General features: G+C 75.0%; 26 protein-coding genes, 1 pseudogene and 1 riboswitch. Of the genes and pseudogenes, 8 read left to right on the forward strand and 19 right to left on the reverse strand.

Annotation, left to right across the window (positions count from 1 at the left end; genetic code table 11):
* Nucleotides 1–7: 7 nt before the first annotated feature.
* Entirely contained in the window at nt 8–586 is a 579-nt protein-coding gene (locus O2W17_RS10615; RefSeq protein ID WP_269192400.1) for a YdeI/OmpD-associated family protein, read from the reverse strand.
* Between the two features lie 118 nt (nt 587–704).
* Between O2W17_RS10615 and gdhA the strand changes: the two genes are divergently transcribed.
* From gdhA to O2W17_RS10630, 3 genes are read left to right on the forward strand one after another with little or no spacing between them, the layout of a single operon-like run.
* Complete coding sequence (gene gdhA / locus O2W17_RS10620; protein WP_269192401.1) at nt 705–2,054, forward strand: NADP-specific glutamate dehydrogenase; 1,350 nt, start codon at nt 705–707, stop codon at nt 2,052–2,054.
* Between the two features lie 52 nt (nt 2,055–2,106).
* The gene (locus O2W17_RS10625; RefSeq protein ID WP_269192402.1) at nt 2,107–2,544 is read left to right on the forward strand and encodes a hypothetical protein; all 438 of its coding nucleotides are present in this window, start codon (nt 2,107–2,109) and stop codon (nt 2,542–2,544) included.
* Between the two features lie 4 nt (nt 2,545–2,548).
* Complete coding sequence (locus O2W17_RS10630) at nt 2,549–2,746, forward strand: helix-turn-helix transcriptional regulator (RefSeq protein ID WP_269192403.1); 198 nt, start codon at nt 2,549–2,551, stop codon at nt 2,744–2,746.
* Between the two features lie 4 nt (nt 2,747–2,750).
* On the opposite strand, the gene O2W17_RS10635 is transcribed toward O2W17_RS10630, so the two are convergent.
* On the reverse strand, nt 2,751–3,785 hold the full coding sequence (locus O2W17_RS10635; RefSeq protein ID WP_269192404.1) for a uroporphyrinogen decarboxylase family protein: 1,035 nt from the start codon (nt 3,783–3,785) through the stop codon (nt 2,751–2,753).
* Here O2W17_RS10635 and O2W17_RS10640 point away from each other — a divergent pair.
* Entirely contained in the window at nt 3,784–4,425 is a 642-nt protein-coding gene (locus O2W17_RS10640) for a gamma carbonic anhydrase family protein (RefSeq protein WP_269192405.1), read from the forward strand. The two genes, O2W17_RS10635 and O2W17_RS10640, sit on opposite strands and share 2 nt — an antisense overlap.
* A 74-nt stretch (nt 4,426–4,499) precedes the next feature.
* On the opposite strand, the gene O2W17_RS10645 is transcribed toward O2W17_RS10640, so the two are convergent.
* The 7 genes and pseudogenes from O2W17_RS10645 to O2W17_RS10675 form a co-directional block, all read right to left on the reverse strand.
* On the reverse strand, nt 4,500–5,699 hold the full coding sequence (locus O2W17_RS10645; protein ID WP_269192406.1) for a cysteine desulfurase-like protein: 1,200 nt from the start codon (nt 5,697–5,699) through the stop codon (nt 4,500–4,502).
* 25 nt (nt 5,700–5,724) lie between these two features.
* Nucleotides 5,725–6,798, reverse strand: coding sequence for a threonine aldolase family protein (locus tag O2W17_RS10650; protein ID WP_269192407.1), 1,074 nt, complete (start codon nt 6,796–6,798; stop codon nt 5,725–5,727).
* Nucleotides 6,795–7,934, reverse strand: coding sequence for a homoserine O-acetyltransferase MetX (metX, locus tag O2W17_RS10655; protein WP_269192408.1), 1,140 nt, complete (start codon nt 7,932–7,934; stop codon nt 6,795–6,797). Before metX ends, O2W17_RS10650 begins: the two co-directional genes overlap by 4 nt.
* 1 nt (nt 7,935) lies before the next feature.
* Nucleotides 7,936–9,231: pseudogene (locus O2W17_RS10660) on the reverse strand (bifunctional o-acetylhomoserine/o-acetylserine sulfhydrylase); the annotation flags it as partial.
* 39 nt (nt 9,232–9,270) lie between these two features.
* Nucleotides 9,271–9,385: riboswitch (SAM riboswitch) on the reverse strand.
* Nucleotides 9,386–9,485: 100 nt separating this feature from the next.
* On the reverse strand, nt 9,486–10,046 hold the full coding sequence (locus tag O2W17_RS10665) for a hypothetical protein (protein ID WP_269192409.1): 561 nt from the start codon (nt 10,044–10,046) through the stop codon (nt 9,486–9,488).
* Nucleotides 10,043–10,939, reverse strand: coding sequence for a mechanosensitive ion channel family protein (locus O2W17_RS10670; protein WP_269192410.1), 897 nt, complete (start codon nt 10,937–10,939; stop codon nt 10,043–10,045). Before O2W17_RS10670 ends, O2W17_RS10665 begins: the two co-directional genes overlap by 4 nt.
* Nucleotides 10,940–11,085: 146 nt before the next feature.
* On the reverse strand, nt 11,086–11,886 hold the full coding sequence (locus O2W17_RS10675) for a thioesterase family protein (RefSeq protein WP_269192411.1): 801 nt from the start codon (nt 11,884–11,886) through the stop codon (nt 11,086–11,088).
* A gap of 232 nt (nt 11,887–12,118) precedes the next feature.
* Between O2W17_RS10675 and O2W17_RS10680 the strand changes: the two genes are divergently transcribed.
* Together O2W17_RS10680 and O2W17_RS10685 are read left to right on the forward strand one after the other, a co-directional pair.
* The gene (locus tag O2W17_RS10680) at nt 12,119–12,565 is read left to right on the forward strand and encodes an STAS domain-containing protein (RefSeq protein WP_269192412.1); all 447 of its coding nucleotides are present in this window, start codon (nt 12,119–12,121) and stop codon (nt 12,563–12,565) included.
* A gap of 43 nt (nt 12,566–12,608) precedes the next feature.
* Nucleotides 12,609–13,568 carry an EamA family transporter gene (locus tag O2W17_RS10685; protein ID WP_269192413.1) on the forward strand — a complete coding sequence of 320 codons (960 nt, stop codon included), beginning with the start codon at nt 12,609–12,611 and terminating at the stop codon, nt 13,566–13,568.
* 19 nt (nt 13,569–13,587) lie between these two features.
* Here the strand turns inward: O2W17_RS10685 and O2W17_RS10690 are convergent, their stop codons facing one another.
* The 7 genes from O2W17_RS10690 to O2W17_RS10720 all read right to left on the reverse strand — a co-directional run bounded on the left by O2W17_RS10690 (nt 13,588) and on the right by O2W17_RS10720 (nt 19,516).
* Nucleotides 13,588–14,595: an ABC transporter substrate-binding protein gene (locus O2W17_RS10690; protein WP_269192414.1), complete on the reverse strand. Its 1,008-nt coding sequence runs from the start codon at nt 14,593–14,595 to the stop codon at nt 13,588–13,590.
* An 89-nt stretch (nt 14,596–14,684) separates the two neighbouring features.
* Nucleotides 14,685–15,518, reverse strand: coding sequence for an ABC transporter ATP-binding protein (locus O2W17_RS10695; protein WP_269192415.1), 834 nt, complete (start codon nt 15,516–15,518; stop codon nt 14,685–14,687).
* Nucleotides 15,515–16,534: a FecCD family ABC transporter permease gene (locus O2W17_RS10700; RefSeq protein ID WP_269192416.1), complete on the reverse strand. Its 1,020-nt coding sequence runs from the start codon at nt 16,532–16,534 to the stop codon at nt 15,515–15,517. Before O2W17_RS10700 ends, O2W17_RS10695 begins: the two co-directional genes overlap by 4 nt.
* Before the next feature lie 86 nt (nt 16,535–16,620).
* A complete protein-coding gene (locus tag O2W17_RS10705; RefSeq protein ID WP_269192417.1) occupies nt 16,621–17,667 on the reverse strand; it encodes a FecCD family ABC transporter permease in 1,047 nt (348 codons plus the stop codon).
* A gap of 154 nt (nt 17,668–17,821) precedes the next feature.
* Nucleotides 17,822–18,535, reverse strand: a complete 714-nt coding sequence (locus O2W17_RS10710; protein WP_269192418.1) for a mycothiol-dependent nitroreductase Rv2466c family protein — start codon at nt 18,533–18,535, stop codon at nt 17,822–17,824.
* A gap of 38 nt (nt 18,536–18,573) precedes the next feature.
* Nucleotides 18,574–19,068 (reverse strand): glutathione peroxidase, encoded by a 495-nt coding sequence (locus O2W17_RS10715; RefSeq protein ID WP_269192419.1) that lies wholly within the window; start codon nt 19,066–19,068, stop codon nt 18,574–18,576.
* 43 nt (nt 19,069–19,111) lie between these two features.
* Nucleotides 19,112–19,516: a DUF2237 family protein gene (locus O2W17_RS10720; protein WP_269192420.1), complete on the reverse strand. Its 405-nt coding sequence runs from the start codon at nt 19,514–19,516 to the stop codon at nt 19,112–19,114.
* 66 nt (nt 19,517–19,582) lie between these two features.
* On the opposite strand from O2W17_RS10720, the gene O2W17_RS10725 reads away from it, so the two are divergent.
* Nucleotides 19,583–21,553: an acetoacetate--CoA ligase gene (locus tag O2W17_RS10725; RefSeq protein WP_269192421.1), complete on the forward strand. Its 1,971-nt coding sequence runs from the start codon at nt 19,583–19,585 to the stop codon at nt 21,551–21,553.
* Here the strand turns inward: O2W17_RS10725 and O2W17_RS10730 are convergent.
* Genes O2W17_RS10730 through O2W17_RS10740 form a run of 3 tightly spaced genes read right to left on the reverse strand, consistent with a single transcriptional unit; the run spans nt 21,543 to nt 23,331 of the window.
* Complete coding sequence (locus O2W17_RS10730) at nt 21,543–22,205, reverse strand: NUDIX domain-containing protein (protein WP_269192422.1); 663 nt, start codon at nt 22,203–22,205, stop codon at nt 21,543–21,545. The two genes, O2W17_RS10725 and O2W17_RS10730, sit on opposite strands and share 11 nt — an antisense overlap.
* Entirely contained in the window at nt 22,202–22,564 is a 363-nt protein-coding gene (locus O2W17_RS10735; protein WP_269192423.1) for a DUF4406 domain-containing protein, read from the reverse strand. Before O2W17_RS10735 ends, O2W17_RS10730 begins: the two co-directional genes overlap by 4 nt.
* Nucleotides 22,561–23,331, reverse strand: coding sequence for a DeoR/GlpR family DNA-binding transcription regulator (locus O2W17_RS10740; protein ID WP_269192424.1), 771 nt, complete (start codon nt 23,329–23,331; stop codon nt 22,561–22,563). Before O2W17_RS10740 ends, O2W17_RS10735 begins: the two co-directional genes overlap by 4 nt.
* A 163-nt stretch (nt 23,332–23,494) precedes the next feature.
* Between O2W17_RS10740 and O2W17_RS10745 the strand changes: the two genes are divergently transcribed.
* On the forward strand, nt 23,495–24,775 hold the full coding sequence (locus O2W17_RS10745) for an acyl-CoA dehydrogenase family protein (protein WP_269192425.1): 1,281 nt from the start codon (nt 23,495–23,497) through the stop codon (nt 24,773–24,775).
* The last annotated feature ends 7 nt before the right edge of the window (nt 24,776–24,782 follow it).

Consider the following 24,782-nt stretch of genomic DNA (forward strand, 5'->3'; position numbering starts at 1 on the left):
GCCGGCGTCAGGGAGCCCGGCCGCCCGTGGTGAGGGTGTGGACGAGGGCGGTGATCCGCTTGGCGCGGGTGGCCGGCGTGGCCGCGGTGTGCACCCGCCAGAGGGCGGCGTAGCGGTCCACCCCGCGGAGCCCGTCGAAGGCCGCACGGGCCCCGGGTGCGGTGTCCAGCGCTGCGGCGAGGTCGTCGGGCACGGTGATGGTGGCCGGGCCCGGGTAGGCGCGGTCCCACCGGCCGTCGGCCTGGGCCGCCGCCACCGCGGCCAGCCCGGCCGGCCGCATCCGCCCCTCCTCGGTCAGCCGGGCCACGGTCTGCACGTTCTTCAGCGACCAGACGCTGCGCGGGCGCCGCGGGGTGATGCGCTGCAGGTAGGCGGTGTCGTCGAGCCGGTTGGCCCGGCCGTCGATCCAGCCGAAGCAGAGGAGCACCTCGACCAGCTGCTCCCAGTCCACCGACGTCACGCCGGAGCCCTTCTTCGCGATCCGCACGTAGAGGCCCGGCGCCGTGTCGCCGTTCGCCTCCAGCCACTCCTCGAGGGCGGCCTGGTCGGCGAACGCCCGCACGGGCAGGTCGGTGGGCTCCGGCATGCCCTGCATGGTGGCGGCCGGGTGTGACGATCGGCGGTCCGTCCGGCCCCGTTCCGCCGATTCCCCGCGACCGACGTACGTTGCGCAGGACGGACGTCCGGCACGAGAGGGGTACGACGTGAGCGGTGAGGTCCCGGCGAGGGTCCAGGCCATCTACGACGAGGTGCTGCACCGCAATCCCGGGGAGACGGAGTTCCACCAGGCCGTCCGCGAGGTGCTGGAGTCGCTGGCCGTCGTCCTGGACCGGCACAGCGAGTACACCGAGATGAAGACGGTGCAGCGGATCTGCGAGCCCGAGCGGCAGATCATCTTCCGCGTCCCGTGGCAGGACGACCGCGGCGAGGTCTGGATCAACCGCGGCTTCCGGGTGGAGTTCAACTCCGCGCTCGGGCCGTACAAGGGCGGGCTGCGCTTCCACCCGTCGGTGAACCTGGGGATCGTCAAGTTCCTCGGCTTCGAGCAGATCTTCAAGAACGCGCTCACCGGCATGCCGATCGGCGGCGGGAAGGGCGGCTCCGACTTCGACCCCAAGGGCCGCTCGGACGCCGAGATCATGCGGTTCTGCCAGTCCTTCATGACCGAGCTCTACCGGCACCTGGGGGAGTACACGGACGTGCCGGCCGGCGACATCGGCGTCGGGGCCCGCGAGATCGGCTACCTGTTCGGCCAGTACAAGCGGATCACCAACCGCTACGAGTCCGGCGTCCTCACCGGCAAGGGCCTCGGCTGGGGTGGCGCGCTGGTCCGCACCGAGGCGACCGGCTACGGCGCCGCCTTCTTCGCCGAGGCGATGATGGACGTCCGCGGTGAGTCCTTCGACGGCCGGCGGGTCGTGGTCAGCGGCTCCGGGAACGTCGCCGTCTACGGCATCGAGAAGGTGCACCAGCTGGGCGGGACCGTGGTGGCCTGCTCGGACTCCGGCGGCTACGTGGTGGACGAGAAGGGCATCGACCTCGACCTGCTCAAGCAGGTCAAGGAGTTCGAGCGCGGCCGGATCTCCGACTACGCGGAGCGGCGCGACTCGGCGAGCTTCGTCGCCGGGGGCAGCATCTGGGACGTCCCCTGCGACGTCGCCATCCCCAGCGCGACGCAGAACGAGCTGGACGGCGACGCCGCCGCCGTCCTGGGCCGCAACGGCTGCCGCTACGTGGTGGAGGGTGCCAACATGCCCGCGACCCCGTCGGCGGTGAAGGCGTTCCGCGAGGCCGGCGTGCTGTTCGCCCCCGGCAAGGCCGCAAACGCCGGCGGGGTGGCCACCTCGGCGCTGGAGATGCAGCAGAACGCCTCCCGCGACCGCTGGACGTTCGAGCACAGCGAGGCCCGGCTCGCCGACATCATGCGCGACATCCACGCCCGGTGCCACGAGACCGCCGAGGAGTACGGCTCCCCGGGCGACCTGGTGCTCGGCGCCAACGTCGCCGGCTTCATCCAGGTGGCCGAGGCGGTGCACGCGCACGGCCTGATCTGACGCCGATGGTCAAGGGAGCTTGACACCCGTCCCCGTTCCTGGTGGAGTGCGGATGTCAAGCGTCCTTGTCATCCGTGGAGTCGCCGTGTTCCTCCGCCAGTTCGCTGCCGTCGTCACCGCCCTGGTGCTCTCCGCCGGCATCGGCCTGCTCGCGGGGAGCTTCGGCGAGGACCAGTTCTGGCTGCGCGCCACGGTGTTCGCGCTCTGCACCCTGGCGCCGACGTACGGGCTGGGGTGGCTGCTGTTCGTCTCCCCGGTGACGGAGACCGAGCAGGTCGCCCGCCCGGAGGAGACCGTCGAGCACCAGTGGTGGCAGCGCAGCACCTCCGCCGGCTTCCTCGACGTCGTCACCGTGGCCGGGGTCGGGCTGTTCGCGCTGTCGGTGACCGACCTGCGGGTCGACGCGTCCACCGTGCTCACCGGGCTGCTGCTGCTCGCCTTCGCCGACGTCGCCGCCCGGTTCTCGGTGCTGCGCCGCCGCGACGCGTGACCCGGTGCGCAACGACCTCGCCGAGCGGCGGCAGGCGCGGGGCTGGTCCCAGGGGCGGCTGGCCGAGGAGCTCGGCGTCTCGCGCCAGACCGTGATCTCCCTGGAGAAGGGGCGGTTCGACCCGAGCCTCCCCCTGGCGTTCCGCATCGCCGCGCTGTTCGGCTGCCGCATCGAGGACGTCTTCACCCCCGACCCGGCCTGAGCCCTCAGAGCTCGCTGCGCACGATCCCGGCGGCCAGCGCCAGCGAGCGCATCTTGCCCGCCGCTGACTCCCGGGGCAGGTACTTCAGCCCGCAGTCGCTGGTGAGCACCAGCCGTTCGACGTCCACGTCGTCCAGCGCGCGGCGCACCCGGTCGGCGACCACCTCGGGGGTCTCGACGTCCGGCGTGGACAGGTCGAGGACCCCGAGGGCGACGCCCTTGCCGCGCAGCGGCCGCAGCGTGGCCGGGTCGAGGTGCGACTGCGCCGTCTCGACGGCGACGGTGTCCACGGGGGTGTCGGCGAGCTCGGGGAGGAAGGAGTAGCCGGCGGGCCGCTCGGACACCATCGCCGCGTAGCCGAAGCACAGGTGCAGGTGCACCGGCCCCGGCGCACCCTCCACCGCCCGGGTCACCGCCTCGGCCCCGTACTCGCGCGCGACCTCGGGCCGGGCCTGCAGCCACGGCTCGTCGATCTGCACGATGTCTGCCCCGGCGGCGAAGAGGTCGGCGATCTCGGCGCGGACGACGTCGGCGTAGGCCAGGGCCAGCGCGCGGCCGTCGCCGTAGTGGTCGTCCTGCGCCTGCTGCGCCATGGTGAACGGGCCGGGGACGGTGATCTTGACGGTGCGGTCGGTGTGCGCCCGCAGGAAGCGCACGTCGTCGGCCTGGATCGGGGCGGGGCGGGTGATCGCCGCACGCACCCGCGGCACGGGGATCGGCTTCCCGGACCGGTTGAGCACGGTGCCGGGGTCGTCGACGTCCACGCCGGTCAGCGCGGTCGCGAAGTGGTTGGAGTACGACTCCCGCCGGATCTCGCCGTCGGTGACGATGTCGAGCCCGGCCTCCTCCTGCGCGCGGATCGCCAGCCGGGTCGCGTCGTCCTGGGCCTCGGCGAGCAGCTCGGGCGCCACGCGCCACAGCTCCCGCGCCCGCACCCGCGGGGGGAACTGGTGGGCCAGGCGGTCGCGGTCGATCAGCCAGCCCGGTTGCGGCAGGCTGCCGACGATCGAGGTGGGCAACGGGGGGAGGTGCGCAGGCATGCCGGCGAGTCTGCCCGCCCGGCCGGTGCGCGTCGCCCGGGGCTGTGCTGTGCTGGGCGACGTGGCGGACAACTACATCGCGGAACTGCCCTTCGGTGCCCCGGCCATCGCCGAGGACGCCTTCGTCGCGCCGACGGCGGTGGTCGTGGGTGCGGTGACCATGGGCCCGCGGTCGAGCATCTGGTACGGCGCGGTGGCGCGGGCCGACAGCGAGGTCATCGAGATCGGCGCGGACTCCAACATCCAGGACGGCTGCACGCTGCACTCCGACGCGGGCTTCCCGCTGGTGGTGGGCGAGCGCGTCTCGGTGGGCCACCGCGTGGTGCTGCACGGCGCCCGCATCGACGACGACGTGCTCGTCGGCATGGGCAGCATCGTGATGAACGGCGCGCACATCGGCTCGGGCTCGATCGTCGCCGCCGGCGCCGTCGTCACCCAGGGCAAGGTTTTCCCGCCCCGCTCGCTCATCGCCGGCGTCCCGGCGAAGGTGCTGCGCGAGGCGACCGACGACGACCAGCTGCACATCGAGGGCAACGCGATCAGCTACACCGAGCGGCTGGCCTCCGCGCGGCGGGTCCGGCCGGTCGTCCGCGGCGCGCTTCCCCCGGCCGGGTACCAGCCAGGCGACGACATGGCCTGAGCCAGGCATAGGAGGCTTCGCCCACGGTTCGCGACCCGGAAGCGCAGGCAAAGCCTCCTATGCCTGGGGCAGCGTCAGCCGGCGAGCCACTCGCGCAGGCCGGCGAGCAGCCGGTCGACGTCGTCGGCGTCGCTGTAGGGGGCCAGCCCGGCCCGCAGGCCGCCGGAGTCGCCCAGCCCGAGCCACCGGCTGGCCTCGATCGCGTAGAACGAGCCGGCCGGCGCGTTGACGCCCCGGGCGGCGAGGAACCGGTAGGCATCGCCGGCGTCCCGCCCGTCGAAGGTCAGCAGCAGCGTCGGGGTGCGGTGCGCCGCCCGGGACCGCAGCCGGACGCCGGGCAGCTCCCCCAGCCCGGCCTCCAGGCGCTCGCGGAGCCGGTCCTCGTGCTCCTCGATCGCGGTCATCGCCGCGACCAGCCGCTCCCGCCGCGTCCCGCCGTCCCCGAGGTCGGCGAGGAAGTCCACCGCCGCCGTCGTCCCGGCCAGCAGCTCGTAGGGCAGCGTGCCCAGCTCGAAGCGCTCGGGCACCGCATCCGTCGAGGGCAGCAGCTTGGCCGGCCGGAGCGTCGCCAGGAACGCGGGGTCGGCGGCGAGGACGCCGCAGTGCGGGCCGAGGAACTTGTACGGCGAGCAGAGGTAGACGTCGGCGCCGAGGGCCGCGACGTCGACCGGCGCGTGCGCGGTCAGGTGCACGCCGTCGACGACGAGCAGCGCGCCGGCGGCGTGCACCCGCTCGGCGATCGCGGCCAGGGGCGGCCGGGTGCCGATCAGGTTGGACGCCCCGGTCACCGCCACCAGCCGGGTCCGGTCGGTGAGCACCGCGGCGACGTCGTCGGCGGTCAGCTCACCGGTGTCCGGGTCGAAGCCCACCCACCGCACCGTGGCGCCGACCGCCTCGGCGGCTCCCACCCACGGCCGGATGTTCGCGTCGTGGTCGAGCCGGGTGACGACGACCTCGTCGCCGGGCCCCCAGCCGGCCGCCAGCGTGCGGGCCAGGTCGAAGGTGAGCTGGGTGGCGCTGCGCCCGACCACGACCCCGGCGGGATCGACGGCGAGCAGGTCGCCCATCGCCGCCCGGGCCGCCAGCACCGTTCCGTCGGCGAACCGCTCGGCGGCGGTCACCGCGCCGCGGTTGCTCACCGGCGCGGTCAGGGCCGCGGCCACCGCCCGGCCCACCGCGGCCGGCACCTGGGTGCCCCCGGGGCCGTCGAAGTGCGCGGTGCCGCTCGCCAGGGAGGGGAAGGAGGCGCGCAGCGCGGCGACGTCGAGACCCATGGTCGCCGACGCTAACCGCAGGCCCTCAGGCATCCCCGGCCAGGGTGGCGACCGCCGCGCGGATCTCCCCGACCGGGAGCGCGAGCGTCGCGTCCCCCACGGCCAGCTCCACCCGCACGACGCCGGGATCGCCGGTGCGCCCGGCCTGCGGCCAGGTCCAGAGGCCCTCGTCGCCGGCCAGGCGGCGGGCGGCCGCGGTGAACGCCTCCGGGGTGGTGCGCAGCAGCAGGTGCAGCATGGGGGTCTGCGGCGGATCGGGGACGACGGTGACGCCCGGCAGGTCGCGCACCGCGCCGGCGACCTCGCGGGCGCGGTCCAGGTAGGCCGGCATCAGCGGCAGCCGGCGCCGCAGGCAGCCCAGGGCGGACACGGCGCCGGGCCACATGCCGAACAGCGTGCCGCCCAGCCGCCGGCGCCACTCCCGGACCTCGGCGACGACGTCCGCCGGCCCGGCCAGGCAGCAGCCGGCCAGCGCGCCGATGCCCTTGTAGAAGCTGACGTAGACGGTGTCGAACAGCCCGGCGATCTCGGCCGGCGTGCGGTCGTAGCCGGCGGCGGCCTCCCACAACCGGGCGCCGTCGAGGTGCGCGGCGGCGCCCTGGTCCCGCGCCCAGCCGACCTGCTCCACCAGGTCGTCCCACGCCGGGAGCTGCCCGCCCAGGTCGCGCTGCGGCAGCTCCACCAGCAGCGCGGCGGGGTGCTCGGCGACGGCGTCGAGATCGGCGCGCACGAGCAGCCGGTACCGGTCGCCGGCCGGGCGCAGCACCATGCCGTGCAGCCGCTCGAAAGCCTGCTCCTCGTGCCGGACCAGGTGGCTCTCGGAGTGGCAGACCACGGTGCGCCGGCCCCGCCGGTCGGCGTGCACCCGCAGCGCCGCCTGCTGGGCCATGACCCCGCTGGGCAGGTACACCGCCGCGGGCAGGCCGAGCAGCCCGGCGACCTCGGCCTCGAGCTCGGCCACCACACCGCCGTCGCCGTACCGGTCCGGGGACGTGCCGGGCGGGATCGCGGCGAGCTGGTCCGCGGGTCGCCAGTCGCCGTGCCCGGTCAGCGACCGGTCGCAGGCGGCGCGCAGGGCCGCGCGCTCGTCGTCGTTCACGGCGTCCCCAGCAGCTCGCGCAGCAGCGCCCCGACGGCGTCGGTCTCGATCAGGAACCCGTCGTGCCCGTACGGCGAGGGGATCACCCGGAGAGGGACGCCCAGCGCGTCGGCCACCCGCCGCTGCTGGTCGAGCGGGTACAGCCGGTCGGTGTCCACACCCGCCACCAGCGCCCGCGCGGTGACCCGGGACAGCGCGGCCTCCACGCCGCCGCGGCCGCGGCCGACGTCCCAGCTGTTCATGGCCTCGGTGAGCAGCACGTAGCTGCCGGCGTCGAACCGGCCGGAGAGCTTGTCGGCGTGGTGCTCCAGGTAGGAGGCGACCGCGTAGCGGCCGTCGATCTGCAGGTGGGCGCCGAACCGGGCCTCCAGCTCCAGGCCGCTGCGGTAGGTCAGGTGGGCGATCCGCCGGGCGACCCCGAGGCCGTCGACCGGCGGCGCGTCGAGCGGGTAGTCCCCGCCCGCCCAGCGGGCGTCGGCCCGGACAGCGGCCTGCTGGGTGGTCTGCGTGCCGATCTGGTCGGCCGAGGCGACGGCGCCCGAGGCGAGGAAGAAGAGCGCGTCGACCCGCGCCGGCTCCGCCACGGCCCACTCCAGCGCCCGCATGCCGCCCATCGACCCGCCGGCCACGGCGGCCCACCGGGCGATGCCCAGCGCGTCGGCCAGCGCGGCCTCGGCGCGCACCTGGTCGCCCACGGTCACCTCGGGGAACCGCGACCCCCAGCGGCGGCCGTCCGGCGCCGGTGAGGAGGGCCCCGTCGTGCCCTGGCAGCCGCCCAGCACGTTGGCGCAGACGACGAAGAAGCGGTCGGTGTCCAGGGCTGCGCCCGGCCCCACGATGCCGCTCCACCAGCCGGGCGTCGGGTGCCCCGGGCCCGCCGGGCCGACGACGTGGCTGTCGCCGGTGAGCGCGTGCTCGACCAGCACGGCGTTGTCCCCGCCGGGCGCGAGCGTGCCCCAGGTCTCGTAGGCGATCCGCAGCCCCGGCAGCCGCCCGCCGCGTTCCACCGGGAACGGCCCGGGCAGGTCGAGGAACCGCCGGTCGCCCACCGGGTCGCCCTCGAGCCGGCCCCCGGTCCGGGCCGGGGCCCGGGACGTACCGGCGGCGGAGCCGGCTCCGTCCCGGACCCCGGTCACCTCAGGCGCCCTTGGCGGCGCGGAAGCCCGCCTCCAGGTCGGCCAGGATGTCCTCGATGCCCTCCAGGCCCACGGCCAGCCGCACCAGACCCGGGGTGACGCCGGTGGTCAGCTGCTCCTCGGGGGTCAGCTGCGAGTGGGTGGTCGACGCCGGGTGGATCACCAGCGAGCGCACGTCGCCGATGTTGGCCACGTGGCTGTGCAGCTCGAGCGCCTCGACGAACTTCTGGCCGGCCTCCTTGCCGCCGTGCAGCTCGAAGGTGAGGACGGCGCCGGCGCCCTTGGGGCAGTACTTCTGCTGCGCCGCGTGCCACTGGTTGGTCGGCAGGCCGGCGTAGTTGACCCGGTCGACGGCGTCGTGGGCCTCGAGGAACTCCGCGACCCGCTGGGCGTTGGCGACGTGCCGGTCCATGCGCAGCGACAGCGTCTCGATGCCCTGCACGACCAGGAAGGCGTTGAACGGCGAGACGGCCGGGCCGAGGTCGCGCAGCAGCTGCACGCGGGCCTTGAGCGCGAACGCCGGCGCACCGAGGTCGGCGTAGACGACACCGTGGTACGTCGGGTCCGGCGTGGTGAACATGGGGTGCCTGCCGGCGCGCCAGTCGAACGAGCCGCCGTCGACGATCACGCCGGCGATCGCGGTGCCGTGGCCGCCCAGGTACTTGGTCGCCGAGTGCACGACGACGTCGGCACCGAACTCGAAGGGCCGGATCAGGTAGGGGGTCGCGACGGTGTTGTCCACGATGAGCGGGACGCCGTTGCGGTGCGCGACGCCGGCGACGGTCTCGATGTCGAGGACGTCGCCCTTCGGGTTGCCGATGGTCTCGGCGTAGAAGGCCCGGGTGTTCTCCTGGACCAGGGACTGCCAGTTCTCCGGGTCGTCGGGGTCCTCGACGAAGGAGACCGTGATGCCCATCTTGGGCAGCGAGTGGTGCAGCAGGTTGTACGTGCCGCCGTACAGCGAGGCCGACGCCACGACGTGGTCCCCGGCCTCGGCCAGGTTGAGGATGGCCAGCGTCTCCGCGGCCTGCCCGGAGGCGACGGCGAGCGCGGCGACGCCGCCCTCCAGCGAGGCCACGCGCTGCTCCAGCGCGTCCTGCGTCGGGTTCATGATCCGGGTGTAGATGTTGCCCATCTCGGCCAGCGCGAACAGGTCCGCGGCGTGCTGGCTGTCGCGGAACTGGTAGCTCGTCGTCTGGTAGATCGGCAGGGCGCGGGCGCCGGTCGTCGGGTCGGGGCCGGTCCCGGCGTGGATCTGCCGGGTCTCGAAGCTCCAGTTCTGCGGGTCGCTCATGCGCCGTCTCCTCTCGTTCGCGGAGACCCGCGGCGCACGGGAGCTCCGTCCTTGCCGGGGGCGGGTGCCTCCCGGCCGGCTCTTCCCCTGGAGCACCTCAGACGGAGTAGAGGTTGCCGGGCAGCCAGCCAGGTGCTTCGCGCTGCCTCTCAGGAGCCGTCGTGATCGTAGGACGTCGCGCCCACCACCTGCACACCGACCGCTCGCGGGACGGCCGAGCGGGGCCGATGTGCCACGTGGAACACCGGCCCCGCCGCTCACCCGGTCGGGGAGTCGGGCGCCGTCCCGTCGCCCGTGCCGCCGGAGCCGCCCGTCGGGGTGGGGTCGGCCGTCCCCGGGTCGGTCGGCTCGTCGGTGTCGGTGTCGGTGCCTGTGTCCGTGCCGGTTCCGGGCGACGGCGCCCCGGTGGTGGTCGGGGCGCTCGGCCGGGTGGGAGGCGCCGACGGCTCGCTCGTCGCCGGGGTCTCGGTCGGCTCCGCCGGCTCGGTGCCGGTCGGCTCGGTGCCGGTCGGCTCGGTCTCGGTCGGCTCGACGGTCTCCGTCTGCTCCGCGGGCTCCTCGCGCGAGGCCGGCTCCCCCGGGGCGGGGGGCCGCACGTTCAGGTAGAGCGCCCCGATGGAGAGGAACAGCAGGACCAGCACCACCGTCGAGGTGCGTGCCCGGCCCAGGTGCCGGGGGATCGAGTGCCACCAGCGGTGCTCCGGCGCCGGAGCGGTCTGCGCGGGGGGCGCGGCCGGCGGGGCCGTGCTGACGGTCGGCTCGGCCGGGGGCTGGTCGGGGCCCGGCGTGCCGGCGGGCCGGTCCTCGGGCGCGGTCACCGGGCCCCCTCCTGCACCGCGGTGGCGCCGTCGTCGGCCGGGGTGGCGGTGGTCGGCTGCGGCACCTGCATGCCCTGGCTGCGGAAGGCGTGGACCACCCGGGCCCGCAGGTCGCGGCCGACCTCGAACTGCTTGCCCGGCAGCGTGCGCGCGACCACCCTGATGTTGACCTGCTCGAGGTCCAGGCTCTCCACCCCCATCACGCTCGGCGGGTCCAGCAGCAGCGGACGCAGCGCGGGATCACGGAAGGCCGCGCGGCCCACCTCGCGCAGCACCTCGTTCGCCCGGTTGACGTCCACGGTGGTCGGTACGGGCACGTCGACGACCGCCCGCGCCCAGTCGCGGGACAGGTTGATCACCTTGACGATCTGCCCATTGGGGACGGTGACCACCTCCCCGTCGGGCGACCGGAGCCGGGTGACCCGCAGCGTCACGTCCTCCACGGTGCCCGACGCGGGCTCCATCCCGCCGACGACCTGGATGGAGACGACGTCGCCGAAGCCGTACTGCCGCTCGGTGATGATGAAGAAGCCGGCGAGCACGTCACCGACGATGCGCTGGGCGCCGAAGCCCAGCCCGACGCCGAGCACCGTCGCCGGCGCGACCAGCCCGGTGACCGGCACCCCGAGCCGGTCGAGGACGAAGAAGACCGAGATCGAGTAGATCAGCACGATCGCCGCCCAGGTGAGCACCTGGGTGAGCGAGTGCCGGTGCTTGGCGGCCTCGGAGCGGACGAGGGCGTCGCCGCCGGTGGAGTTGCGGTCGATCCGGTCGGTGATCCTCGTCCCGGCCCAGGCCACGAACCGGGCGAGCAGCACCGAGCCGATGATGATCAGCACGACCTCGAGACCCCGTCCGGACAGCCAGTCCAGCAGCTCTCTCAACGCGTCCACGGGTGGCAGGCTCCGATCGTCGGGGAGAAGCGTCCTCCCCACAGTGCGCAGCGGTTCCCGCCGATGCCAACCGGACCCGCCGGGTACCGCACCGCGGGTGCCGCGGCGGCCCGCTGACCTGCGCCAGGAAGAGGGCGAGAGATCACTCACGACGCCGGGAGGCGCGGCTCCACGAACAGCGACTGGGTGGACCGGCCGATCGCCCCGTCGACGTCGAAGAGCACGCCGTGGCACTGCGCGACGCCGGTGCCGCCGTGCACCGTGACGGCGTCCACGCCGAGCCACTCGCCGCGCGGCGGGCGGTGCAGCGCGACGGTCAGGTCGACGTTGGCGAACGTCATCCGCGTCCAGTCCAGGGTCGCCGAGATGCCGCTGGCGGCGTCGGTCATGACCAGCAGGTGCTGCAGCGGGCTCATCGGCTCTCCGGCGACCAGGGCGCACTCCGGCCGGGTCCAGGCCGTGGCGGGCCCGGGGTCGTTGAACGTGCCGGCGGCGAAGCGCCAGTCCAGCGCCCGGTGGTAGGCGACCTCGGTGCTGAAGAAGGCCGCCCGCTCCGGCCGGCTCTCCTCCGGACCGGCCGGCGCCGGATGGGGCAGGGTCGGTCCGGCCGGGGCGTCGTCGCGCGAGCGCATCCGCCAGGCGGACAGGCGCATGAGCGGCGGGCCGGCCCCGGCGTCGAGGACCGCCTCGACCAGCTCGATCCGCCGGCCCGGGCGCACGACCGACGTGGTCACCCGCACGGGGCCGACCGGCACCGGCGCGAGGATGTCGTAGGCCAGCCGCACCGTCTGCCCGCCGGGGATCGCGCTCCCCCGCTCCGCCGCGCGCAGCAGCAGGGCAGCGGGCGGTCCGGCGTGCTGGTGCCCGGCGTCCCACGGGCCGATGGTGAGCGCGGTGGCGGTGAAACCGTCCCCGTCGGGGAGGTACAGGGCCTCGGGCACGTCCATGACGGCGAGTCTCGCGCCGGCGGCCCCGGCCGGGTGCGCCGGGTCGGCTCCACCGCCTCCTCCTGCACGGGCGCGGGACGCACCGGCACCGTTCGATGACGATCGGTGACCCCGCGCCCGCCGGGCGGGTCATCCCGGCCGGTCTCGTCTCGCAATCCGTTGTCCCGCCCGATCGCGCTCCGTACGGTCCCGGTGACGGGGGTCGGGACCGTCGGCAGGTGGGGGAACGGGCATGGTGCAGGCGCACGAGTGGGACGTCTCGCGACGACTGGCGCGGCCGCCCGGTCGGCGTCGCCCGTGGTGGGTCTCGCACCCCGCACCCGAGCCCGCCGCGCTGCGGCTGGAGTGGGAGGCCTCCGGCGGGCGCACCCGGGTCGTGGTCGAGGGCGACGTCGACCAGGCCACCGCCCCGCAGCTGGAGGCCTTCGTCGCCGCGCGCCCGCTGGCCGGCTGTGCCGTCCTCGAGCTCGACCTGGGCGGGGTGCCGTCGATCGGCTCGGGCGGCCTCTCGGTGCTGATCGCCCTCCGCCGCCGGTGCCAGCAGCGCGGCATCGACCTGGTGCTGCGCAACGCCCAGCCGTCCGTGTGGCGGGTGTTCGAGGCGACCGGCCTCGACGGGGTCTTCACCGCGTCCGGCCCCGCGCCGTGCCCACCCGCGCAGGACCTGGCGCTCTTCTGAACCGGTAGGTGGCTCGGCCGCGTTTGCCTGCTACGTTGCCGGGGTGCCCCGCGCCGTCCGCCCCGCCCTCGGATACGCGTTCACCCTCGCCGCGGCGGCCCTGTTCGCCGTCAACGGGACGGTGTCGACGCTCGCCCTGCAGGCGGGGGTCCCGCCCACCCGGCTGACCGCGCTGCGCTGCACCGGGGCCGCGCTGGTGCTCCTGGCCGCGCTGGCCCTGGCCGCCCCCGACCGGCTGCGGGTGCGGGCCCGCGAGCTGCCGCTGCTCGCCGTCTTCGGCGTCGTGGGCGTCGCGCTGACCCAGTTCCTGTACTACGTCGCCATCGGCCGGATGCCGGTCGGGATCGCGCTGGTCTTCGAGATGACCGCGCCGGTGTTCATCGCGCTCTACGTCTGGCTGGTCCGCCGGGAGCGGGTGCGCAGCCGGCTGTGGGCGGCGCTGCTGCTGTCGCTGTCCGGCCTGGTCCTCGTGGCCCAGGTCTGGCAGGGCGGCGGCTCGCTGGACGTGGTGGGCGTGGCGGCGGCGTTCGGCGCCGCGCTCTGCCTGGCCACCTACTACTTGGTGGGCGAGCGCGGAACCGTGAGCCGCGACCCGGTCACCCTCACCTGCTGGAGCTTCGTGGCGGCGGCGCTCTTCTGGGCGCTCGCCGCACCGTGGTGGGAGTTCGACACCGGTGTGCTCGCCGAGCCGGTGCCGCTGTCGCTCGGCGACCTGCGGCTGCCGCTGTGGCTGCTGGTCGGCTGGATCGTGGTGCTGGGGGCGGCCGCCCCCTTCTGGCTGTCCATCGCCGCGCTGCCGCACCTCGCGCCCACCACCGCCGGGCTGGTGGCGACGGTCGAGCCGGTGTTCGCCTCCGTCGTCGCCTGGCTGTGGGTGGAGCAGGTGCTCACCGGCTGGCAGGTGGCCGGCGGCGCCGTCGTCCTCACCGGGATCGCCCTGGCGCAGACCGCGCGGACCACCGAGCCGCCGGTGCCGGAGACCCCGGTCCCGCTGTCGTCGTGACGCCGGACCGGGAAAGGGGTCAGGGCGTGACGTCGTCGGCCCCGCCGAGGTAGCCGGCCAGCTCCGTCATGTAGGCCGCCTGGGAGACGTAGTCCGGGCCGATGTACTTCCAGGGGTGCAGCTGCCCGGCCCGGACGGCGGGCAGCAGCGCGGCCGTGGGCTGCGCGGCGATCTCCTCGGGGGACATGCTGAACCGCAGCGAGTAGAGGAGCACGTCGCTGGGGTGGTCGGTGACCTCCTCCCATCCCACGGAGCGCCAGAAGTAGCCCTCGCCGCCGGGGTCGACGAAGTCCACACCGAGGTCGGCGTACATCCGCAGCTGCGGGTCGTCGGCGGCCTTGGCCATCCACCAGCCGTCGGCCTCGGTGGCGAACACCGGCAGCACGCTGACGTCGTCCTCCGCCGCCTCGGAGAGCGCCGCGGACGCCGCCTCGAACTCGGCGCGGGCCGCGGCGACCTCGCCGCCCTCGGTGTCGACCCCGAGCGCGTCGGCCAGCTCCACCACGCGCTCGATCACGTCGGCCGCCGACCCGGTGTAGGCGATGTGGACGATCGGCGCGATCTCGGCGACCTGCTCCTGCTGCGCCAGGTCGGTGAAGCCGTAGCCGGGCTTGCCCTCGGGGATCTCGCCGGAGGAGTCGTCCGGGTAGATCGTGGTGACGATGAGGTCCGGGTCGGCGGCGGCCAGCGCCTCGAGGTCGATCTCGCCGTAGGTGGAGCCGACCATCGCGACGTCGCCGAGGTCGCGGCCCGCGAAGGCGACGTCGTCGGCCGCCGAGGTCTGGCCGAAGGTGGCGACCGGCTCGACGCCGTAGTTCCACAGCGACGCCGTCAGGTCGTTGAGGCCGGCGATCCGCTCGGGCGCCTCGTCGAGCTCGACGGTCTGCCCGAGGTCGTCGGTGAACGACCAGCTGCCGTCGGCGGCGGGCTCGGCGTCGGTCGTCGGGTCGGCACCGCAGGCGCTGACGCCGGCGGTCACGCCCAGGGCCACGAGGCCGCCCAGCAGGCGGCGAGAGGTGCGGTGCAACGGAGCTCCCTCGGCTGAGGGGATGCATGATCATCCCGGGACGCGACGAAGGTTAGCCTACCCTAAGCGGCGAGGAGGGCGGGGGCCGTTCAGCGCAGCCGGCGCACCGGGACGACCATCGGGGAGCCCGCCACCGGATCGGTGATCACCCGCGCCTCCAGCTCGAAGACGTCGGCCAGCAGCTGCTCGGTGAGCACCTCGGCCGGGGTCCCGGAGGCGACCAGCGCACCGTCCTTCATGGCCACCAGCCGCTGCGCGTAGCGGGCGGCGAGGTTCAGGTCGTGCAGCACCACGACGACGGTGCGCCCGCGCTCGGCGTGCAGCCGGCCCACCAGGTCCAGCACGTCGATCTGGTGCGAGAGGTCCAGGTAGGTCGTCGGTTCGTCCAGCAGCAGCAGGTCGGTGCCCTGCGCCAGGGCCATGGAGATCCAGGCCCGCTGCCGCTGGCCGCCGGAGAGCGCGTCCACCGGGCGGTCGGCGAGCTCGCTCATGCTGGTCCACGACAGCGCCTCGGCGACGACCGCCTCGTCGTCCCGGGACCACTGGCGCAGCCAGTTCTGGTGCGGGTGCCGGCCGCGGGCGACCAGGTCGCCGACGGTGAGCCCCTCGGGGGCGACCGGCGTCTGCGGCAGCAGGCCCAGCACCTTGGCGACCTCGCGCGTCGGGGTCCGGGCGATGGCCCGCCCGTCGAGGAGGACCTGGCCCGACGTCGGGCGCAGCAGCCGCCCCAGCGCCTTCAGCAGCGTGGACTTGCCGCAGCCGTTGGGGCCGACGATCGCGGTGAACGAGCCCTCCGTGAGCTCGAGGTCGAGGTCGTCGACGACCACCTGCTCGTCGTAGGCCAGCCGGACGTGCTCGGCGGCCAGGCGCACGCGTTCCTCGCTGATCGCGTCGGGACGGGCGCGGGGCAGGAGCTCGGTCATACGGTGGATCGCCGCCTTCCACGGACCAGGAGCCAGAGCAGGTAGGGGGCGCCGATGGCGGCGGTCAGGATGCCGACCGGCAGGGCCTGCGGCAGCAGCGTGCGGGTGACCAGGTCGGCTCCCACGACGAGCAGCGCGCCGAGGACGCCCGACGCCAGCAGCGGGGGCCGGGCGCCGCCGGCGAGCCGCACCGCGATCTGCGGCACCACCAGCGCGACGAACGTGATCGGGCCGGCGGCCGACACCGCGAACGCCACCAGCCCCACGGCCAGCAGGACGACGGCGGTCTGCGCCCCGGCCAGCCGCACGCCCAGGCCGCGGGCGGTGTCGTCGCCGAACTGCAGCAAAGTGAGCACCCGGGAGGCGGCCAGCGCGAGCGGGAGCAGCACGACGACGGCGACCGTCAGCGGCAGGGCGTCGCTCCAGGTGCGGGCGTTGAGCGACCCGGTGATCCACACGTACGCCGACGCGGCGTCGTAGATCTCGGCGTTGGTGAGCAGCCAGTCGGTGAGCGCGGTGCCCACCGACCACAGGGCGATGCCGACCAGCACCAGCCGGTACCCGTCGACGCCGGCCCGCCAGGTGAGGCCGAAGAGCAGCGCCCCGGTGGCCAGCGCGCCGAGCAGGGCGGCGAGCGGGATGCCCAGGCCGCCCAGGAGCGCGCCGGCGGAGGTGCTGCCGCTGAGCACGATCGCCGCCACCGCACCCACCGAGGCGCCGGTGGTGATGCCGAGCGTGTCCGGCGAGGCCAGCGGGTTGCGGGCGAAGGTCTGGAACAGCGCACCGGACACGCCCAGCGCCAGGCCGACCAGCGCGCCCACCACCACCCGCGGAGCCCGCAGCTCCAGCACGATGAACTCCTGCGGGCCCTCGCCGAGGCCGGCCAGCGTGCGCAGCACCTCGCCCACGCCGATCGGGAAGTCGCCGCGGCCCATGCTGAGCGCGGCGACCAGCACGAGCGCGGCGAAGCCGGCGGCCGGCACGGCCAGCTGCCGCCAGCGCAGCAGTGCGGACACCGGACCGATGCGCACCGCCCGGCCGCGGCGGACGGGCGGGCGCGGGGCGCCGCCCGGGCCGGCGGGCCGCGCCGGGGCCGCGACGCTCACAGCCCCGCCGTCCGGCGCCGGCGCACCAGCGCGATGAAGAAGGGCGCGCCGATCAGCGCGAGCACGATGCCCACCTGCAGCTCGCCGGGGCGGGCCACGACCCGGCCGACCACGTCGGCGACCAGCAGCAGCGCGGCCCCGGCCAGGGCGGAGCAGGGCAGCAGCCAGCGGTGGTCGGGGCCGGTCAGCGCCCGGACGGCGTGCGGCACGACGAGCCCGACGAAGGCGATCGGCCCGCAGGCCGCGGTGGCGGCCCCGCAGAGCAGGGTGACGGCGGCCAGCCCGACCGCCCGGGCCAGCCAGATGCGCTGGCCGAGGCCGCGGGCGACGTCCTCGCCCAGGCCGAGCAGGTTCAGCGCCGGTGCGTTGAGCAGGGCGAGCAGCACGCCGACCGCGAGGAAGGGGGCGACCTGCCAGGCGATGCCGGCGTCGCGCCCGGCCAGCGAGCCGACCACCCAGAACCGGAAGCTGTCCAGCGTCTGCTGGTCGCTGACCAGGATCGCGCGCACCAGGGCGTAGAGCAGGGCGGAGAGCGCCGCCCCCGCCAGCGCGAGCGTGACCGGGGTCGCCCCGCCCGGCCCGGCCGAGCCGATCGCGTACACCAGCACGGTGCCGGTCAGCGCCCCGGCGAAGGCGAACCAGACGTAGCCGCTGGGGGTGGTGATGCCGAGGGCGGAGATGGCCAGGACGACGGCGAGGCTGGCGCCGGCGGTGACGCCCAGCAGCCCGGGATCGCCGAGCGGGTTGCGGGTGTGACCCTGCATGAGCGCGCCGGCCAGCCCGAGCGCGGCGCCCACCATCAGCCCCAGCACCGTGCGCGGCACCCGGAGCTGTCGCACGATCACCGCTTCCTCGGTGCCGAGCGAGGAGTCCACGAGCGCGGCCCAGACGTCACCGACGCCGATCGAGCGGGTGCCGACGGCGATGCTCGCCAGCGCGGCGGCGGCGACGAGCACCAGCAGCAGGGCCAGCGTGCCCAGCCGCCGGGCGCGCACCGGCGAGCGTGCCGCGCCCCGGGCCGGGACGTCGACCGTGGTGGCCACGAGCAGCTCCCGGGACGGACGGCGGAGATCAGATAAGGCTTACCTTAGCTCGCCTCGGCCCGTCGTGGGCCCGCGGTGCCGGTACCGCGGTGGAGTGGGCGGGACCGCGTCGTACCGCGGTGCCGGCCGACGTGCGGCGGTACCGGCGGCGCGGTCACTTCTTCTGCCGTCGGCTCCCGCCGTGCCAGTCCTCCTGCCGGCCGGCCTCGCCCGGCTGCACGCCGAACGCGGGCAGCTGCGGCCGCTCGCGCATGCTGCGCTTGAGCTCGGCGAAGCCCGGGAACGAGGCGAGCCCCACGACGTGGTCCCACAGCTCGACGGCCTCGTCGTCGCTGGGCAGCCGGCTGATGACCGGCCCGAAGAAGGCCACGCCCTCCGGCGGCCGGAAGTGCAGGATCGGCGTCCCGACGTCCTTGCCGGTCAGCGCCAGCGCCTCGTCGGTCTCCTCGCGCAGCGCGGCGTCCCGGGAGTCGTCGTCGAGGGCGGCGGCGAGGTCGGCCGGCAGCCCCAGACCGGCCAGGACCGGCTCGACGAACTCCCGGGTGCCGCGGCGGACCTCGTGCCCGGGCTCGTTCGGCGTCTCGAAGATCTGGCCGCCCAGCGCCTCGTACAGCGGGCCGACCGCCTCGGGGCCGTGCTCCTCCCGGGCGCGAGCGGCCATGCGCAGCAGCCGCAGCCCGGCGGTGTGCCCGGCCTCGTACTCGGGCGGGAAGTGCGCGTCGTAGTCGACGTGCGCGTTCAGCAGCCGCAGCGAGATGAACCGCCACTCGACGGCGTACTCCCGCTGGGCGCTCACCTGGCGGACCCACTTGCTGGTCATCCAGGCGAACGGGCAGACCGGGTCGAACCAGAAGCGCAGATCGGCCATGCCCCCGAACCTAGGCGCTCCCGGCCGACCCCGCGGGGTCAGGCGGGGAGGACCGACTCGATCGCCGCGCGGACCTCCGGGGCGTCGGGCTCGGTGCGCGGCCGGAAACGGGCGACGACCTGGCCGGTCCCGTCGACGACCCACTTCTCGAAGTTCCACTGGACGTCGCCGGCGGCGCCGTCGAGGTCCGGCGTCGCGGTCAGCTGCCGGAACAGCGGGTGCGCACCGGGGCCGTTCACCTCCACCTTCTCCGTCATCGGGAAGGTGACGCCGTAGGTGGCCGAGCAGAACTCCTCGATCTCCTCGGCCGTGCCGGGCTCCTGGCCCTTGAACTGGTTGCACGGCACCCCGACGACGGTGAAGCCGCGGGCGCCGTACTGCTGCTGCAGCGCCTCCAGGCCGGTGTACTGCGGGGTCAGCCCGCACCGGCTCGCCACGTTGACCACCAGCGCCGCGCGCCCGCCGGTCAGTTCCCGCAGCGTGGTGGCGGTGCCCTGCAGCGTGGTCACGGGCAGGTCGAGGAGGTCGCTCATGCCCGCCGCAGCGCCGTCGGCCGGGCGTTCATTCCGGCCCGGCTCAGCCCAGGTCGCCGATGTCGTCGGGCACGTCGACGGCGTGCTGCCGCAGCGCCTCCAGCGGGACGACCTCCAGCGCCCGGGCGTTCGTGGCGGCCAGCACGACCCCCGACGCCGCCCCCGCCTGGTAGGCCTGCAGCCACCGGACGGCGACGACGCACCAGCGGTCGCCCGGCCGGAGCCCCGGGAAGCCGTACTCCGGGCGCGGGGTGCTCAGGTCGTTGCCGAGCTCCCGCTGCATCGCGAGGAACTCTGTGGAGACGACGGCGCAGACGGTGTGCCGGCCCAGGTCGTCGGGGCCGCTGGCGCAGTGCCCGTCGCGGTAGAACCCGGTGACCGGGTCGGTGCCGCAGGGCTCGAGCGGTCCACCGAGGACGTTGCGCTCGGCGGTGGGGTCGGGCAGCACGGGCCCTCCTGCGGTCGGGGACGCGGCGCCGTGGCCGGCGCGGGCCCAGGATGGCATCGTGCGGGCGTGCCCGCTCCCGAGATCCTCTGGCAGCCCACCGCCGAGTCGATCGGCGCCACCCGGATCGCCGCGTTCGCCCGCTGGGTGGCCGAGCGCCGCGGCCTCTCCTTCGGCGATCCGGTCGACTACGACCGGCTCTGGCGCTGGTCGGTCGAGCACCTCGACCAGTTCTGGGGCGACCTCGCGGAGTGGACCGGCGTGCTGCCCGGCGTCCCCGACGAGCAGGTGCTGCCCACCCGCGAGATGCCCGGCGCCGTCTGGTTCCCGGGGACGACGGTGAACTACGCCGAGCAGGTGTTCCGGCAGGCCGCCGACGACCGGCCCGCGCTGATCGCCGTCACCGAGGACGCCGAGCCGGCCGAGATCTCCTGGGCGGCGCTGCGCGGCCAGGTGGGCGCCTTCGCCGCGACCCTGCGCCGGCTGGGCGTGCGCCCCGGCGACCGGGTCGCGGGCTACCTGCCCAACGTGCCGGAGACGATCGTCGCCTTCCTCGGCGCGGCCGCGGTCGGGGCGGTGTGGTCGTCGGTCGCCCCGGACTTCGGCACCCGCGCGGTGCTCGACCGGTTCGCCCAGATCGAGCCCACCGTGCTCGTGGCCGTCGACGGCTACCGGTTCAACGGCCGCGCGCACGACCGGCGCGAGGTCGTGGCCCAGCTGCGCGAGGCGCTGCCCACCGTGCGGACGACGATCGCCGTCCCCCGGCTGTTCCCCGACGAGGTGCCCGACGACGCCCTGGCCTGGGCCGACGCCGTCGCCGACGCGCAGGACCCGGTGATCGAGCCGACGGCGTTCGACGCCCCGCTGTGGATCGTCTACTCCTCGGGCACCACCGGGCTGCCCAAGGGCATCGTGCACGGGCACGGCGGGGTGGTGCTCGAGCACCTCAAGTGGGGGCTGCTGCACCAGGACCTGGCGCCGGGCGCGCGCTTCTACTGGTACACCTCCACCGCCTGGATGATGTGGAACGTCGTCGCCTCCTCGCTCCTGTCGGGCGCCACGGCGGTGCTGCACGACGGGGCGCCCACCTACCCGACGGTGGATGCGCAGTTCGCCCTCGCCGCGGAGGTCGGGATCACCCTGCTGGGCACGAGCCCTGGGTACCTGGGCGCCTGCCAGAAGGCCGGCGTCCGGCCCGGCGACGACCACGACCTCTCCGCGCTGCGCGTGCTCGGCTGCACCGGCTCCCCGCTGCCCGACGCCTCGTACCACTGGGTCTACGACGCCGTGGGCACCGACCTGCAGCTGGTCTCCGCGTCGGGCGGCACCGACGTCGCGACCGGCTTCATCGGCGGCTCGCCGCTGCTCCCGGTCACGGTGGGCGAGCTGCAGCGGCCCATGCTGGGCGTGGCCGTGCAGTCGTGGGACGAGCAGGGCGAGCCGGTGGTCGGCGAGCTCGGCGAGCTGGTGGTCACCGAGCCGATGCCCTCCATGCCGCTGTACTTCTGGGACGACCCGGACGGCGCCCGCTACCGCGCGGCCTACTTCGAGCCGTGGCCCGGCGTCTGGCGGCACGGCGACTGGCTGGAGATCACCGAGCGGGGCACCTGCGTGATCACCGGCCGGTCGGACTCCACGCTCAACCGCGGCGGGGTGCGCATGGGCACCGCCGACATCTACGCCGCCGTGGAGGGCTTCCCGGAGGTCGTCGACTGCGTCGTCCTCGGCGTGGAGCTGCCCGGGGGCGGCTACTGGATGCCGCTGTTCGTGCAGCTCGCGCCGGGGGAGGAGCTCACCGACGACCTGGTCGAGCGGCTGCGGTCGGCGATCCGGACCCAGGCCAGCCCGCGGCACGTGCCCGACGAGGTGATCGCCGTCCCCGGCGTGCCGCACACCAGGACCGGCAAGCGGCTCGAGGTGCCGCTCAAGCGGCTGTTCCAGGGCGTGGACCCGGCGAAGGCGGTCAACTCCGGCACGGTCGACGACGCCTCGCTGGTCGAGCACTACATCCGGCTGGCGCAGGACCGGCTCAGCTCCTGAACGGCCCCCGCAGCGCGGCCCAGTGGAGGAGCATCACGGTCTTGGCGTCGGCGATCCGGCCGTCGTCGACCATGTCGAGGGCGTCGTCGAAGGGCAGCTCGACGACCTCGATGTCCTCGCCCTCGTCGGCGAGCCCGCCGCCGGCGGACGTGCGGTCGGCCGGGCGGTAGGGCGCGGCGAAGAAGTGCAGCCGCTCGGTCACCGAGCCGGGGCTCATGAAGACGTCGTACACGTGCTGCACCTCGCCGAGGGTGACGCCGAGCTCCTCCTCGGCCTCCCGCCGGATGGCGACCTCCGGGGCGTCGTCGTCCAGCAGCCCGGCGGCGGCCTCCAGCAGCAGCCCGTCGGGGTGCCCGTTGACGTAGACGGGGTAGCGGAACTGCCGGGTGAGCAGCACGGTGCGCCGCTCGGGGTCGTAGGGGAGCAGCGTCGCGCCGTTGCCCCGGTCGTAGGTCTCGCGCTGCTCGGTCACCCACTCGCCGTCGCTGCGGCGACGGTCCAGGGTGGTCCGGCGCAGCACGTGCCAGCCGCCGGCGAGCAGCTCCACGTCCCGCACGACGACGTCGGGGTTGCCGGTCAGGTCGCGCCCGGCCCGGTCGAGGCCGGTGCGGCCCCGGAAGTCGGGGACGTCGATCCCCGGGACGCCGGTCACGCCGCGGCCGGGACGGCGGCGACGTCGGTGTAGACCGGGATGCCGCGGGCCCGGGCGAGCGCGACCATCTCGTCGGAGCCGGCCGACGCCCCGGGCAGCCGGAGGACGGCGTCCACGCGGGCGACCAGCCGGCGGCCGATCGGGTGGAACACCTCGACGAAAGCGCCGTCGCCGACCCGCGTCGAGCCGGCCAGCGTGGCCAGGGGCAGCGCGAGGTCCTCGCCGTTGACCGCCAGGTGGCCGGCGCGGAACAGCTCCAGGGTGGCCTGCTGGATGCGGCGGTGGTTGGCCGCGATCCGGCCGGGGTCGTCGTCGGTGCCGCTCCGGTAGGGGCCGGCGACCAGGATCATCAGGCTCATGCGGTGGTGACCTCCACGTCCGCGTCGTCGAGGGCGGCGAGGGTCTCCTGCGCCGCCGGGGTGAGCCGGGGATCGCGGGCGCTGGCGTCGGTGACCAGGTGCCCGGCGGCGGGCAGGTCCGCGACGCGGGCGAACGCCCGGACGCCGAGCTTGCCGGCGTCCGCCACGACGAGCGCGCGGTCGGCCTGGCGCAGCCCGGCCTGCTTCACCGCGGCGTCCTCGAGGGTGAACTCCGACCACCCGCCGGGGGTGATCCCGCCGATCGACATGACGTACACGTCGAAGGAGAGGGTGGCCAGCACCGTGGCGGTGACGGGGCCCGCGAGGCTGCCCTCACCGGCGCGCACCTCGCCGCCGACCACGAGCAGCCGGATGCCGGGCCGGTCGGCCAGCACCGCGGCGACCGGCAGGCTCAGCGCGGCCACGGTGAGCGGCGCCCGGTCCAGCAGCGCCCGCGCCACGTGCACCGTCGTCGTCCCGGCGTCGAGCAGCACGGTCGAGCCGGGCCGGACGTGCTCCGCCGCGGCCCGGCCGATGCGCTCCTTGAGCCCGGCCTGCCACCCGGCACGGGCGGCGAAGCCGTTCTCCGGGGTGTCGACCGCCGTGGCGCCGCCACGGATGCGGGTGACGAGGCCGCGGCGCTGCAGCTCGTCGAGGTCGCGGCGGACGGTCATCTCGCTGACACCGAGCCGCGCGGCCAGGTCGCTGAGCGTCGCCGTCCCGGCGTTGCGGACCAGCCGCAGCGTCACGTCCAGTCGCTCGGGCACCGCCACGCCGTAGTTCTAACAGATGGCTGTCATCTCTGTGAAGTCGTTGTCAGATCATGCCGGTGACGCTGGTCACCTCCGGGGGTGAGGGCATCGTGCGGGGGGAAGGACCAGCCGCCAAGGGAATGCGAACCGTCCGCCCGACCGAGGAGGCCGACCGACGATGACGTCGAGCGCCAGCCCCGCCAGCGAACCCGCCGCCGAGATCTGGGAGCCGCAGCCCCCGGCGCTGCTGCCGCCGTGGCACACCCCCGAGCGGGAGGCGCTGCAGGAGCAGGCCCGGCGCTTCGCGATCGACGAGGTGCTCCCGGTCGCCGACGAGCTCGACCCGCAGAAGGGCGAGATCCCGGCGTCGCTGCTGACCGGCATGGCCGAGCGGGGCTGGTTCGGCATCACCGTCCCCGCCGAGCAGGGCGGTCTGGGCCTCGGCGTCTTCGAGTACTGCATGGTCAGCGAGGAGCTGGCGCGCGCCTGGATGTCGACGGCCAGCATCCTGGCCCGGTCCCAGGGCCTGGGGACGGCGGTGCTCGACGCCGACCGCCGGCACGAGCTGATGCGCCGCAGCGCGCGCGGCGACTGGATCGGCGCGATCGCGCTGTCCGAGCCCGACGCCGGCTCCGACCTGGCCGGCGTCTCCACCCGCGCGGTGCTCGACGGCGAAGAGTGGGTGGTGACCGGGCACAAGCGCTGGTGCGGCAACGCCAAGGCCGCCGACTTCATCCAGGTCCTGGTGCGCGAGCGCGACCCGGAGCCGGGGGAGTCGCGGTCCACCGGCCTGGTCAACCTGCTGCTGGAGAAGGAGCGGGGCGAGTTCCCCGCGGGGCTCACCGGGCACCCGATCGACAAGATCGGCTACCACGGCTTCCTGACCTGGGACCTCACCTTCGACGGCGTCCGGATCCCGCGCGGGAACGTGATCGACGAGGCGAGGGCCGCCCAGGAGGAGAGCGCCGAGGAGGGCGAGGCCGCCGAGCAGGCCGGGTTCGCCGAGGCGCAGAAGTTCCTCAACACCGCCCGGGTGCACACCGCCGCCCGGGCCGTCGGCCTGGCCCGCGCCGCGCTGGAGGACTCGATCCGCTACCTGCAGGAACGCGTGCAGTTCGGCCACCCGATCGCCGACTTCCAGGCGCTGCGGTTCAACATCGCCGAGATGGCGTCGCAGATCGAGCAGTCGCGGGCCTTCTACCGGCAGGTCGCGCACCTGCTGGACCTCGGGCTGCCGGTCGCCAAGGAGGCGTCGATGGTGAAGCTCGAGGCCACCGAGATGTCGATCCGGGTGACCAACCAGGCCATGCAGCTGCACGGCGGCAACGGCTACACCACCGAGCGGCAGGTCGAGCGGCACTGGCGCGACGCCCGGCTGACCACCATCTTCGAGGGCACCAGCGAGATCCAGAAGCGGATCATCAGCGACCGCCTGCTCCCGCGCAGCCCGCTGAGCTGAGCGCGCG

Origin of the sequence: Blastococcus sp. VKM Ac-2987 (assembly GCF_026967805.1) — a bacterium.
Classification (GTDB): domain Bacteria; phylum Actinomycetota; class Actinomycetes; order Mycobacteriales; family Geodermatophilaceae; genus Blastococcus.